The organism is Lachnoclostridium edouardi, from assembly GCF_900240245.1.
Taxonomy (GTDB): Bacteria; Bacillota; Clostridia; order Lachnospirales; family Lachnospiraceae; genus Lachnoclostridium_A; species Lachnoclostridium_A edouardi.
The window spans coordinates 3,196,897-3,209,134 of the sequence record NZ_OESQ01000001.1 but is presented as its reverse complement, the minus strand read 5'-3'; the positions used below and the strand labels follow the sequence as shown (position 1 = coordinate 3,209,134).

General features: G+C 41.4%; 14 protein-coding genes and 1 pseudogene. 7 read left to right on the top strand and 8 right to left on the bottom strand.

From position 1 onward, the window contains the following. Window positions 1-11: 11 nt before the first annotated feature. The 5 genes from C1A07_RS15465 to C1A07_RS15445 form a co-directional block, all read right to left on the bottom strand. A complete protein-coding gene (locus tag C1A07_RS15465; protein WP_101877900.1) occupies window positions 12-686 on the bottom strand; it encodes a flavodoxin in 675 nt (224 codons plus the stop codon). 22 nt (window positions 687-708) lie between these two features. Further along, complete coding sequence (locus C1A07_RS15460; RefSeq protein ID WP_207654305.1) at window positions 709-1,824, bottom strand: flavodoxin; 1,116 nt, start codon at window positions 1,822-1,824, stop codon at window positions 709-711. A gap of 30 nt (window positions 1,825-1,854) precedes the next feature. Further along, entirely contained in the window at window positions 1,855-2,592 is a 738-nt protein-coding gene (locus C1A07_RS15455) for an NADPH-dependent oxidoreductase (protein WP_207654304.1), read from the bottom strand. Between the two features lie 36 nt (window positions 2,593-2,628). Continuing rightward, the gene (locus C1A07_RS15450; RefSeq protein ID WP_101877897.1) at window positions 2,629-2,823 is read right to left on the bottom strand and encodes a DUF4224 domain-containing protein; all 195 of its coding nucleotides are present in this window, start codon (window positions 2,821-2,823) and stop codon (window positions 2,629-2,631) included. 113 nt (window positions 2,824-2,936) lie between these two features. Continuing rightward, window positions 2,937-3,827, bottom strand: coding sequence for a LysR family transcriptional regulator (locus C1A07_RS15445; RefSeq protein ID WP_101877896.1), 891 nt, complete (start codon window positions 3,825-3,827; stop codon window positions 2,937-2,939). A 281-nt stretch (window positions 3,828-4,108) separates the two neighbouring features. Here C1A07_RS15445 and C1A07_RS15440 point away from each other — a divergent pair, with 281 nt between their 5' ends. The 6 genes from C1A07_RS15440 to mobQ all read left to right on the top strand — a co-directional run bounded on the left by C1A07_RS15440 (window position 4,109) and on the right by mobQ (window position 9,240). Beyond that, window positions 4,109-5,026, top strand: a complete 918-nt coding sequence (locus tag C1A07_RS15440; protein ID WP_101877895.1) for a ParM/StbA family protein — start codon at window positions 4,109-4,111, stop codon at window positions 5,024-5,026. Between the two features lie 3 nt (window positions 5,027-5,029). Next, the gene (locus C1A07_RS15435; RefSeq protein ID WP_101877894.1) at window positions 5,030-5,413 is read left to right on the top strand and encodes an adenylate cyclase; all 384 of its coding nucleotides are present in this window, start codon (window positions 5,030-5,032) and stop codon (window positions 5,411-5,413) included. Window positions 5,414-5,431: 18 nt separating this feature from the next. Next, on the top strand, window positions 5,432-6,148 hold the full coding sequence (locus C1A07_RS15430; RefSeq protein ID WP_101877893.1) for a replication initiator protein A: 717 nt from the start codon (window positions 5,432-5,434) through the stop codon (window positions 6,146-6,148). After that, complete coding sequence (locus C1A07_RS15425; RefSeq protein ID WP_101877892.1) at window positions 6,145-7,017, top strand: ATP-binding protein; 873 nt, start codon at window positions 6,145-6,147, stop codon at window positions 7,015-7,017. Before C1A07_RS15430 ends, C1A07_RS15425 begins: the two co-directional genes overlap by 4 nt. A gap of 155 nt (window positions 7,018-7,172) precedes the next feature. Then, complete coding sequence (locus tag C1A07_RS15420; protein WP_101877891.1) at window positions 7,173-7,394, top strand: DUF3847 domain-containing protein; 222 nt, start codon at window positions 7,173-7,175, stop codon at window positions 7,392-7,394. 136 nt (window positions 7,395-7,530) lie between these two features. Further along, window positions 7,531-9,240, top strand: coding sequence for a MobQ family relaxase (mobQ, locus tag C1A07_RS15415; protein WP_101877890.1), 1,710 nt, complete (start codon window positions 7,531-7,533; stop codon window positions 9,238-9,240). A gap of 413 nt (window positions 9,241-9,653) precedes the next feature. Here the strand turns inward: mobQ and C1A07_RS15410 are convergent, their stop codons facing one another. Then, the gene (locus tag C1A07_RS15410; protein ID WP_101877889.1) at window positions 9,654-10,319 is read right to left on the bottom strand and encodes a PBECR4 domain-containing protein; all 666 of its coding nucleotides are present in this window, start codon (window positions 10,317-10,319) and stop codon (window positions 9,654-9,656) included. Between the two features lie 309 nt (window positions 10,320-10,628). Beyond that, window positions 10,629-11,009, bottom strand: a complete 381-nt coding sequence (locus tag C1A07_RS15405; RefSeq protein WP_101877888.1) for a TnpV protein — start codon at window positions 11,007-11,009, stop codon at window positions 10,629-10,631. Between the two features lie 156 nt (window positions 11,010-11,165). On the opposite strand from C1A07_RS15405, the gene C1A07_RS16265 reads away from it, so the two are divergent. Then, window positions 11,166-11,336, top strand: a complete 171-nt coding sequence (locus C1A07_RS16265) for a hypothetical protein (protein ID WP_180952277.1) — start codon at window positions 11,166-11,168, stop codon at window positions 11,334-11,336. Window positions 11,337-11,402: 66 nt separating this feature from the next. Here the strand turns inward: C1A07_RS16265 and C1A07_RS15400 are convergent. After that, window positions 11,403-12,212: pseudogene (locus C1A07_RS15400) on the bottom strand (S8 family serine peptidase); the annotation flags it as partial. Between the last annotated feature and the right edge of the window lie 26 nt (window positions 12,213-12,238).

Here is a 12,238-nt window from a genome sequence, read left to right as displayed (position 1 = left end):
TGTTTATCAAATTATTTTCCCAGGTTTAGATCAAGACTGTTTGCCCATTCCATAACGGTATCCTGAGAATCGCTGCCATTTAGCCGCCGTCCATCAAGCCAAGCAGCTCCGTTTGTGAGCTGTTCCAGGCTGGTTGCACTGGAGCCCATATCACTTCCGCCGGATGTACAGAAAGGTACGATGGTTTTACCGGAAAAATCATAGCTCTCCACGAAAGTACTGACAATTCTCGGCGCTTCTCCCCACCAGATGGGGTATCCGATGAATACAGTGTCATATTGTTCCATATTCTCCACACTGCCGGAGATAACAGGACGGGCATTCGGGTCATTCATCTCAATGGTAGTGCGGCTGTTATTATCATTGTAGTCAAGATCTGCATCGGTGTAAGGTTCTTCAGGAACAATCTCATAAATATCTGCATTCAGACCGTTTGCGATATGCTCTGCCACGCCCTTTGTGGTACCTGTCGCAGAGAAGTAGGCAACCAAAACCTTATGATCCTGTACATCTTGATTGTCCGTATTCTCCATATCTGTACTGCTTTCCGCAGATTTGGTATCAGCTTTACTTTCCACGGAAGTATCTTCTGTAGATGGTTGCTCTGTCTGGCTTGCAGAATTTCCACAAGCTGCAAGTCCCAAAATCATAGTCAAAGAAAGTAAGATAGCGATTACTTTTTTCATTATAAATACCTCCATCATTTTTTTATTCTGCCAGAGAAAAGATGACTTCTTCCTCATTGTCAAGATTGTTAAATACCCAAAGCTCAGAAGTGACTCTGCCAATAGGGATAACATCTACCGAAAGAATCGGGTCGTCTGTCTGTGCATAGAAAATGGCCATATTATGGTGTGCCTCGCAATAGGTAATATCACCATTCTCAAAATTCTTCTGACCGCCTTCCAAATGCTCTGGATAGAACTCAACCCCTCCATAGTATTCTCTGTCACCGTAACCCACCATGGAAATTGTCAACGGAAAATATGTTTTGATTTCTTCTGCCAGTTCTGTATCGTATAGAATTCCATCTAAACTAACTTCACCAACCGTAATCTTGATAGGAGTCCCTGTTTGTACTTCAGATTTAGATATTCCTATATCTGCAATCCATGATGAAACGGTATCCTGTGCGTTTGGAACATCTTTTGCTTCAATCGCAATACCCTCTAAAAAAACTGCTGCATGACTTGCTTCTGCAATAGTCTGATAACTGTTACCTGCACCATAGCCATCATGGGTACAAAATGGGATAACTGTTTTCCCACTTAAATCATACTCCTTCAAAAAAGATAGCACTGCCTGCGGAACATCTGTTGCCCATACGGGATAGCCAATAAATACCGTATCGTAAGCGGAAATATCCAGATTGCTTTCTTTAAGCTCCGGCAAATAATTACTACTCATTTCATCATGGTTTACATCCCGCAATTCATCAAAATCTGCCGTATAAGGAGTAACCGTTTCAATCCGGTGCAGATCTCCGCCCACTTTCTCCGCTATCATATTAGCGACATACTCTGTTGTACCATAACGGAGATCATTCTCTACCACAATGCTTGCAGAAGTTGTGGCATCCACATCAGAGGGATATTCTGTATTGCCCCAGCGTGAAAAATAGACGATTAAAGTGTTATTGGCCGATTGTTCGCTTTCTGTGCTTTCAGATTCTAAAACTGCATTAGACACTGAAACGCTATCTTGCTGAGAAGATGGACTTGTGGTTTCTCCACTGCTCTCCTGCGATGGATCTGTGCTACTGCTGCAAGCAGTCAGCATAAAAAGCAGAGAAAAAACAAACAGAATAGATAAAAATTTTTTCATATGTAACCTCCTCATTAAATCGCAGCCTCTTTATCTTTGTGACAAAAATCCTTGCTGTACCAGCATTTCCGGTACCTCCGGGTAATGACAGTAAGGAGGTCGGTAAAAGTCGGCAGCCATTCCTGTCCAGTCTCCAACCCGGCTATTCCAGGGGCGTTCCCGCAGATATACGGCGTACTGCTCGTCATACTGCTTCAGCAGTCCAGTTAGGTCGGAATTATATTTTTCCTCAAAGCAGACCGCTTCCTTCGGCAGACGGGGCTTCTGCCCAGGTTCTTCCGCTGGATATCCCACACATAAGCCAAGCATAGGCACAACATATTTGGGCAGATTCAGTTCCCGTATCGCCTCGAAAGCATGAAGCCGGATGTCCCCAATCGGTACGGTGCCCAGACCAAAGGATTCGGCGGCAACCACCGCAGTTCCCAGAGCGATTCCTACCTCGTTTGCCCCAACAATCAGGTTGTCGATCTGACTTACAACGGAATCAAACTCCTGACCGTTTTCCTTACAAGCCAGCCAAGTGCGATAAAAGTCTGCGCAGAACACCAGAAAAACAGGAGCCTGCGCAATATGTTTCTGGCCGCCGCACAACTCCGCAAATTTTTTCCGTCGTTGCTGCTCCTGCACGACAATAACGGATATGTGTTGGAGATTTACCCAGTTCGGGGCTGCCTGCACTGCCTTTAAGATTTCATCCAGTATTTCCTTCTCTATTGGTCTGTTCTGATACTTTCGGATAGACCGATGCGATAATAAAGTTTTCATTATTACTCCCATTTAATTTTTCACTTCCTCTTATTGTTATTTTTTTATTTTACAGATCATATAATCGATTGCATCAAGTGACTGCTGCTTTTCATGTACCTCATCAAGCAATTTGTACCGATATTTTCGCAACATCCTTATCTGCATTTCTTGATCTTCACATCCTGAAATTTTTGCGATTTCTTCTTTGCTTAATCCGGCGTTTATAAGGGAATCATAATCCGGTTTCATGAAATGGCTCTCCCTCCTAAATAAAAAATGTAGGTGTCGAAATTGAAACTACCTGTTTCATCTCTACACCTACATTATAATTTTTCGCTTATATGATATCAAATACCTAGTTTTTATGGCTTATCAATGCCTAAAAAGCATTGAATATGTTTGATGAATTTTGTGGTTGCTAAGCTGAACGGCTGACCACGTTTCCATGCTAATACACTTGTTGCTGTAAGTGGCGGATCAAGCGGTCTGAATGTAACCTTTGATTGATCCCAGAAGGGTACAGCCCCTTCAATCACCAATGAATATGCCAAGCCTCCATTCACCATAATTGCGCTGTTCGTACTTAAATTGCTGGTAAAAACAATATTCAGTTTCTCATAGTAGTTGCCAAACCAACTTGCCAACTCACTCTGCACATTCATACGCCTTGGAAGAATCAAAGGCAGTACAGACAAATCTTTTGCGGTTACCGTTTCTTTCTTGGAGAGTGGAGCATCCGATCTCATCAGAACCACCCATTTTTCCCTTATATTCAAGCGAATAAATTCATATTTTTCCATATCAATCGGCTCAAGAAGCAAACCAATATCCAGTAGTCCCTTATCCATTTGTTCCTTTACCAAATCTGCTGTGGCTGTAAAAATGTCAAAAGTAACACGGGGATATTTCTGACGAAAGGACTCAATTATTTTAGGAAGAAGTTGTACAGCCGCAATTTCTCCACACCCAATGGAAATTTTACCTTCCACCTGTTCCTCTTGCTCCACCAGTTCCTTTTCTGTCTTATCTACAAGCTGCAAAATTTCTTCCGCACGACGGCGAAGAAGTATTCCTTCATTTGTCAATTTGATTTTCCGTGTCCCTCTATCAAACAGCTTTACACCTATATCTTCCTCCATCTGTGCAAGCTGACGTGAAAGTGTCGGCTGCGTGATATGTAAAACTTCTGAGGCTTTTGTGATACTTTCTTCCCTTACTACAGTCAGAAAATATCGAAGAACTCTAATTTCCATCAGTAATACCTCCTATATCTGCCATGCTTAATAAACATATTTTAACTTATATATACTTTAGAAGCAAGATAACTAACCATTATTCGTAATACTTCTTATTTTTACAGACTTAACATTTGATATTATACTTCACCGCAAAACATTGCATCTTTTTTCTCAATTCTGACTCAATTTTCCCTCAATGTCTTTTTCCTTCATTTTTCGTATGCTTATCCCACAGCAAGCAGTACCACTTTGGTACAGCCTACTGAAAAAATCAATACGAAAATGGAGGTGTTTTTATGCGAGAACTCAGAAACACAAAAATCATTGCTGTAGATCATGGCTACGGCAATATCAAGACTGCTAACACAGTCACACCAACAGGCATCAAAGCCTATGAAACGGAACCGATCTTCACCGGAAACATTTTGGAATATAACGATATATTCTATCGAATCGGCGAAGGACACAAAGAATTTATTCCCGACAAAGCAATAGATGAAGAATATTATCTTCTGACTCTCATGGCAATTGCAAGGGAGCTGAATGTTTTTTCCATTCAGGAAGCAGAGGTGCATCTGGCGGCAGGCCTTCCTCTGACATGGATCAGAAACCAGAGGGAAGAATTCCGTTCCTATCTGCTCCAGAATCCAGAAGTCCATTACCGTTTTAACAGCAAAGAGTATCATCTCCGCTTTGTGGGATGCAGCCTTTACCCACAGGGATATCCGGCTATTGTAAACCAGCTTGGAGATTTCAAGGGGACCAATCTCCTTGCAGATATCGGAAACGGAACCATGAACATTCTGTATATCAACAATAAGAAAGCACAGGAAAGCCGATGCTGGACAGAAAAGCTTGGCGTAAATCAGTGCATGATTGCTGCAAAAAACGCTGTTCTGGACAAATTTGGAGTGAAGATTGAGGAATCAACAGTAGAACAGGTTCTGCGGTTTGGAAAAACTGACATTTCAGCACCATATCTGGATTGTATTACATCGGTGGCTAAAGAATATGTAACAGATCTTTTTGCCACGCTCCGCAAATATGAATATAATCCTGACTTGATGCGCCTGTATGTAGTTGGCGGCGGTGGATGCCTGATCCGTAACTTTGGTACGTATGACAAATCACGAGTCACCATTATTGACGATCTCTGTGCCACCGCCAAAGGCTACGAATCTCTGGCTTATATGAGCCTGAAAAGGAGGGGATAAGCCATGCAGAATAATATCCGCAACACAAACCTGCGATTTAATCTGGAAAAAGATCAGCAGCGGAAAGCCTGGGAATATTTACAGACAATGGATAGACAGAATTTTAAATCTTACAGTCAGGTAATCTCTCTTGCACTGGTAGATTATTTTGACCGCTACTACCGCACACAGACTGATCCTTATCTGGAAACAAGAGAACGTGAAGAACTTTTTGTGAAACAGATTGTAGATGCAGTGGAAAACAGTCTGAAACAGGCATTGCCACTTTTTCTTTCCGGACTGACTGCAGGCATGGTGCAAAGGGAGCCCCAAATCAGGGCGTCCTTTCCAGCACCTGAAAATTCACTGCCAGATAGTGATGTAGACTGGGATTTTCTTGGCGAATAACTGATTGGAGGTGAACACATGACGGACTTTCTGACAGCAGACACTAACCTGCCATCTTATATGATGTTTCCCCGTTTTCTTCTGGACATGGAAATAAACGAAACTGCCAAAATGCTTTATACGATCCTGCTCGACCGGGCAAGACTTTCCCAGAAAAATGAGGGCTGGTCAGATATTGATGGTCATGTGTTCGTTTACTTTACGATTGAAGCACTGGCAGAAATTCTCCACAAGAGCCAAATGACGGTGAAAACTGCTCTGGCAGTACTGGAAAAACAGGAGCTTATCTTCCGAAAGCGACAGGGACCCGGACACCCCAATCGGATCTATGTAAAACTCCCGCAAGAAACCACCAACTATACAGACAGATTTCTTTCCCTAAAACAGACAGAAAACTGTCCTATTGACAGACAGGATTCTTTCCCTGATACAGACAGAAAACTGTCTGGTAATAAGAAAGAGATAAAAAAGAACCATTTAGCAATAAGGGGGAGTAAAGAGCCACGCTCACCTTATGGAAAATTTCAAAATGTTTTTCTGTCAGAGACGGAGTTGGAAGATATCCGACAGACAATCCCTGACTGGCAAGATTATATGGAACGCTTATCCGGTTATATGGCTTCTACCGGAAAACAATACCAAAACCATGCAGCTACCATCATCAGTTGGGCAAGACAGGATCATCCTGCTTCCCGGCAACGAAATTATGAAAGTGAGGAATACGAAACATTATGACAACATTTACAGAAAAACCACCAGCTATAACACCAAACAGAGAGCTTCAGTCTGATGAATATTTTAACGAAACAGACCACCTGATCTACTGTTCCAAATGCAATACGCCAAGGCAATGCAGGTATGAATTACAGGGAAAGGTTCTTATTCCTTCCATCCGCTGTAAATGCCAGCAGGAAATCTTTGAGCAGGAAGAAGCCCAGAGAAAACTTCATGAAAAGCAAATGGAAATAGAGCATCTCAAAACCAGCGGCTTACAGGACAAAGCACTCTATGACTACACCTTTGCCAAAGATAACGGCATCAATCCGGAAATGAAACTGGCACACAATTATGTAAGTAACTGGGAAGAGATGAAAGCAAACGCTTCCGGACTTCTCATCTGGGGCGATGTCGGTACCGGAAAATCTTTCTTTGCAGGCTGCATTGCCAATGCCCTTCTGGAAAAAGGCGTCCCTGTATTGATGACCAACTTTTCCCGGATTCTGAATACACTTACCGGGATGCATTTTGAAGACAGAAACCAGTTCATCAACAGCTTAAACCGCTACAGTCTTCTGATTATTGACGACCTCGGAATTGAGCGAAACTCTGACTTTGCACTGGAACAGGTATTCAATGTGATTGACAGTCGTTACCGCAGTAAAAAACCCCTAATCATAACGACCAATCTCACTTTATCAGAGCTGAATAACGCCGCTGATATCGCACACAAACGAATTTATGACCGTATTCTGGAGAGATGTGTTCCTATCCGTATCAATAATCGGAATATCCGTCAGGATAATGCAACAGCTAATTTAAAGCAAGCGAAAAAAATCCTGTTAGATAATCATGCTCCAAACCAGAATGGAATCAAAGAAGTATAACACGATAATTATTTTTCACTGATAGTGGTACTACTTCCTTTCCTTATTTAACATCAGAGGCATGCTGCTGTCAGTTATCTAAAACTATAGTACCAAACCACAAAATTTTAAAACCAAAACCGCCCGGATACGGGCATGAAAAGGAGGTGCCAGATATGGCAAATAAAAGAATTATGACACCAGAAGAAAAAGCACTTTTACAAGCAAAACACCGTCTTGAAGAAGCTGAAGCAAGAAACCGCAAAAAAGAGCGTAATTCCAGAACACGCAGATTGATTCAAGAAGGAGCGATTCTGGAAAGCATTGCTCCACATATTAAAGAAATGGATTTAGATACCCTAAAGCGGGAGCTTATAATCCGGCTAAGAGGACTATAAACACACAAATTCTAATCCCGAAGGGCGCACTTACTCACCACCCGATAAATCGGGCAGTGGTATCCCCTGCGGGGCTCGTGCGCTCTGCCGAGGGCTTATCCGCTGTTGCAGGCAACATCGAAAGGAGGTGTCAGATATGGCAATTTATCATATGCAAGCCAAGGTCGTCAGCCGTGGTTCCGGGCGGTCTGCTGTCGCTGCATCTGCTTATATGAGCTGTAGTCGGATGTATAATGATTATGATGGCATCCAGCATGACTACACCCGAAAACATGGACTGATCTATCAGGAAGTAATGCTTCCCCCTATGGCTCCGCCTGAATGGAAAAACCGGGAGCAGCTCTGGAATGCTGTAGAAACTGCCGAGAAAACAAAAGACAGCCGACTGGCAAGAGAATTTGTTGTCGCACTCCCCGTTGAGCTAGATAAAAGCAGCAATATTTCTCTTCTTCAGAATTTTATTCAAAAAAATTTTGTAGATATGGGAATGTGTGCCGATTTCGCCATTCACGATACAGATGGTCACAATCCCCATGCACACATTCTACTTACTGTCCGTCCATTAAACGAAAACGGAACATGGCAATACAAAACAGAAAAAGAATACCTTTGTGTAAAAGACGGGGAAGAAAAGGGATTTACTGCTTCTGAATTTAAGGATGCTCAGAAAGAGGGCTGGGAGAAACAGTATCGTTATAAAGCAGGGAAAAAGAAAGTATATCTAACTCCCTCGGCAGCACAGGAGAAAGGTTATGAACGTATCGACAAACATCCAAAAAGCACCCGGTATGGCAGACAAAACCCGATTTCCGAACAATGGAACAGTGAGGAACAGCTCTGCCTCTGGAGAGCAAACTGGGCAAATGCCGTAAATAAAATGCTTGCCCTTAATCAGATAAATGCCGCCATTGATCACCGCAGTTTTGCAGCTCAGGGAATCACTGAACAGCCAACCATCCACGAAGGCTACATTGCCCAGAATATGGAAAAGAAAGGCATGATAGCTGACCGGTGTGAAATCAACCGTCAGATTCGTGCGGATAACAGAATACTACGGGAATTAAAAGCACAGATAAAAAAATTGGCGCAAGCTGTAGAAAAGTCTATTCCGGTAATTGCAGAAACATTGGAAGAAATCCGCAATCATATGATTTTTACACAATATCATTTACTTCATAATGAGATGCAAAAAGAAGTGATCCATGACTGGATGCAGCACTTTCGTCCTATCCTGAATCAATATGATACCATTAAGAAAAAACTCAAAGCAAAAGTTACTGAAAAGAAAGAACTACATGTGCAAAAAAATAAAACCAGTATTCTGAATCCTTTGCAGCATATCAAGTTAAATCAGCAGCTTACAACCATAACAGAAGAAATTGAGGAACTGAAATCTGCCAAAGAACAGCTGCTGTTTCAGGCTGAATGCTCCACAGAGAAAGATATGGCGAGTCTTTCCAGAAAATACGACCAGATGGATAAGAATCTGGATATTCTTGATTCTCAGGATATGACTCTCAAAGGGCAGCTTGAAAAAGATGCTGTAGCTTTCCAAGAGGAAAAATCCCTGTCTAAACCGGAGCAATACACAGAATTACTGGATACCAGAATCCAGATCCGACCTACTTTCCGAGAGAAACTGATTGAACAGCTCAAAGATACTTTTGGTAAAACTTATGACTATCACTATCGTGATATCGCAGCCCATGAGGTGGATGATCTCAATATGGAAGATCCCTATAGCTTCTCTCATCGTACCTGGGAACTTGAATATCAGAGGAAACAGGAATTGCAAAAAAAACATCCTGTTCAATCCAGGCAAAAATCGCACAACACAGAACTATAATGTTTAAACTACTAATATAAAAAATATCCCGTTTTCTCAAAACAGTTATATTGCTTCATCCCAATAATTCACAAACTGCTAACCACCGAGCAAAAGTGAGGCACAAAGTGCGTAAGCATAATTTGATTTCTTTCTGCTTACGCACTCTCTTTTTATCTTGAGCAAAAAATTCTCACTTTGTAAAGCCAACAAAATGGGGTTTTGGGGGGCTCCCAAAGTGCGTTTGGATATCCAAACGCTATGCTTGCAAAACCAGTTCTACTGATTTCCATTGACTCTCCCCTCTTCTAAAATCAATGATAATTATAACATTGCCAATTTTGTAAAGTAACGGTCAACTTGAAATATAGGCGACAAACAATAAAACCATGATACTGTTACAAAAAGCAGTAGCATGGTTTCTTTCTATTTCATTATAAATTTTCTCTATCTATCATATTTTCTATTGTTTCTGAGAAACAACACTCTTTCAAATCAATACATTTATCCATTTTCACAAGATTTGTATATTTCTCGTCTGTATAATGTTTTGATATGACAGCAAACACCTTATATGTAGGCTGTGCTGTTACATCTCTGATATCCTTTTTCAGCAATGTGTTCGGTACATTTAATTTCGTATTTTTATCTTTTACGAAGCCAATACAACCACAGATATTCCCGGCAGCTTTTTCTGTATATAATTTCGGTCCTCGATCTGTAAATTCTCCTATCATTGTTACGTTTTTCTTAATAAGCATCATACGTTCCAATATATCCAATTTTTGCCCCGTTGAGCCATCTTTTGCAAAAACAAAATCATTTTCCGTTAATCGCTTATCCAGGCATTTCTGGTAAAAATGAATTGCGGAAGCTGTCTCTTTTTTATTCAACCGAACTCCTGTCAAATGTAAAAAATTGTATCTGTGGAAAACAACTTCATATCCCTGTAGAGATGACAAAATCTTATTACTTTCCTGTAATTGCTTATTCACCTCTTTCGGTAAGCCATATAGGAACAAAACCTTCTGATCCTCAAGATGTTCTTTATATAGTTGTGCTGCTTTTGTCATAATCTGAATTGCACGTCTTTTGTCCATAACTTAATCCTTATCCCATAAAATTTAGAGAAGGGAATGTTCACGCCGCAGCACTAAACATTCCCTTCTCATGGTTGATTTTTCCGTTGTCTGCCAACCTCCAGCACCTTCGTCTGGAAAATATCAGGTTTTTCCGTTGCCTGCCAACCTCCGACACCTTCGTTCGGAAAACGTATCAGATTTTAGGTGTCAACCCACCGCTGATGCACAGCTTTTCTAATTACATTTTACACGAACTATGTGGAAAATGCAATTACAATTTTATCTTATGATGCCCTGCTACATTTTATACACTATTTATCTTACATTTCATTCTTGATAAATTATCTCTTTATCCACAATCTCCCTCGCACATACTTGTATATTGTTCATTCTTCCTATCCATTCCAAGGCATTTTCCACCTTTAGCTGTTCTGTAATGCCTTGCGCCTTTTTCATCTGCTCTACAATCCTTTCAAAGCGTTCCTGTGCCTGTTTCTCTATATCCGCTAAATAACCATTCAGCCTGCCGCTTGTAAGCATCTTCAAATATACCATTTTGCGGTACTCTTTCAAATATTGCAAATGTTTTTGTCCCCATACACCGATAAATCTTTGTTCTTCTTCCTCTGGTAAGGTAAGATTAGGAATAAGATAATCCCCATTTCTGCTATAAGTACCGCCCATTTCTTCAAAAATTGTTTTCTTCATTTGTCTGTTCTACCTTTCTTATCATTCTTTATTCGCAGATTTTTCTTTACTGACTGTGTCAGCCTATCAATAAATAGTCGCTTTTTTCGGTTCACATTGCCCCACCCGAAGAAGTATGATAGAATAATTCTATTAAAATCGAATCGGAGGTGCCACATGGCTATCAGTTCCAATAATGTTCAGGTCTATACTACCCTCTCCAAAGAACTGGTCACTGAGATTGATAAGGATGCGAAAGAGAACTTTCGTACACGTTCCCAGCAGATCAATATGATCCTGACAGAGTATTATAAGACCAGAATGACAACCGATCATGAGTCTGAGTAAAGCACTGAATCTCCTGAAAACACAGGAAATATCAGTGTTTTCTTATGTTTTCCCTTAATTATAAGGTTCATGGGAGCCATATGTATTGCCAAAACTAATATTTACACATAATGGCCAACTGTTTTCCGCCGCCTTTACAACTACATAATTTATCGCCCGCATAAGCTCTGTGGTCCAGGGAAATTCTCCTTCATTACTTCTGCCCAGCTTTACCACTAAAATCCGGCTTTCGTATGCAACTCCTCTGTATCTGCCGCCCTGCTCCCTGCCGTTTCCTGCGGCGATTCCGGCTACCGCCGTCCCGTGGCCGCTTAAATCCCTGGAGGGCACAATCATTTCCCCCTGCTCCCTGGTTCCTGCAGCCAAGGCCTGGTTAATCTCCTCTTCTGTGTAAATTCTGTTCTGCCCCTGATCCCACAGTTCTAAAATCCTGGTAGTTCCGTCTGGATTTCTAAAGTCCTGGTGAAAATAATCAATTCCTGAGTCAATAACAGCCACCACGGTTCCTTTCCCTGAAAGCCCCAGCCCTCCCGCCTGCACATCTGTCTGTACATAAGAAATACAGGAGGAATCCTTTGCCTGGGCAATGAAAAAAAACAGCCGTTTCGGCTTTTCTATATATTCGATTTCAGGGATGGAAACTAAAAAAGGGATCATATTTTCCGGCACTGTTAAAATCCCATATCCTCCTGTTAATTCTTCTACTTTAATTCCCTGTTCCTCCAAAAACATTAAGCTGCCTGTGTGCCTTACAATCAGCTCCCATTTTTTCTCTTCTGGATCATATCCTACCTCCAGCTGCCTGGACTTTTCTCTCTCCTCTTCTGTCGCTTCTAAGGCTAAATTTAACAGGTTCTCCAGCTTTTGATTATTCAAATTTTCCCCGGAAATTTTATACTTTT

Excerpts from the sequence above, each read along its gene's own strand:
- C1A07_RS15410 (WP_101877889.1), bottom strand. The coding sequence starts at position 10,319 with ATGGACAAAAGACGTGCAATTCAGATTATGACAAAAGCAGCACAACTA.
- C1A07_RS16265 (WP_180952277.1), top strand. The coding sequence starts at position 11,166 with ATGGCTATCAGTTCCAATAATGTTCAGGTCTATACTACCCTCTCCAAA.
- C1A07_RS15445 (WP_101877896.1), bottom strand. The coding sequence starts at position 3,827 with ATGGAAATTAGAGTTCTTCGATATTTTCTGACTGTAGTAAGGGAAGAA.
- mobQ (WP_101877890.1), top strand. The coding sequence starts at position 7,531 with ATGGCAATTTATCATATGCAAGCCAAGGTCGTCAGCCGTGGTTCCGGG.
- C1A07_RS15425 (WP_101877892.1), top strand. The coding sequence starts at position 6,145 with ATGACAACATTTACAGAAAAACCACCAGCTATAACACCAAACAGAGAG.
- C1A07_RS15420 (WP_101877891.1), top strand. The coding sequence starts at position 7,173 with ATGGCAAATAAAAGAATTATGACACCAGAAGAAAAAGCACTTTTACAA.
- C1A07_RS15460 (WP_207654305.1), bottom strand. The coding sequence starts at position 1,824 with ATGAAAAAATTTTTATCTATTCTGTTTGTTTTTTCTCTGCTTTTTATG.
- C1A07_RS15455 (WP_207654304.1), bottom strand. The coding sequence starts at position 2,592 with ATGAAAACTTTATTATCGCATCGGTCTATCCGAAAGTATCAGAACAGA.
- C1A07_RS15450 (WP_101877897.1), bottom strand. The coding sequence starts at position 2,823 with ATGAAACCGGATTATGATTCCCTTATAAACGCCGGATTAAGCAAAGAA.
- C1A07_RS15435 (WP_101877894.1), top strand. The coding sequence starts at position 5,030 with ATGCAGAATAATATCCGCAACACAAACCTGCGATTTAATCTGGAAAAA.
- C1A07_RS15465 (WP_101877900.1), bottom strand. The coding sequence starts at position 686 with ATGAAAAAAGTAATCGCTATCTTACTTTCTTTGACTATGATTTTGGGA.
- C1A07_RS15430 (WP_101877893.1), top strand. The coding sequence starts at position 5,432 with ATGACGGACTTTCTGACAGCAGACACTAACCTGCCATCTTATATGATG.
- C1A07_RS15440 (WP_101877895.1), top strand. The coding sequence starts at position 4,109 with ATGCGAGAACTCAGAAACACAAAAATCATTGCTGTAGATCATGGCTAC.
- C1A07_RS15405 (WP_101877888.1), bottom strand. The coding sequence starts at position 11,009 with ATGAAGAAAACAATTTTTGAAGAAATGGGCGGTACTTATAGCAGAAAT.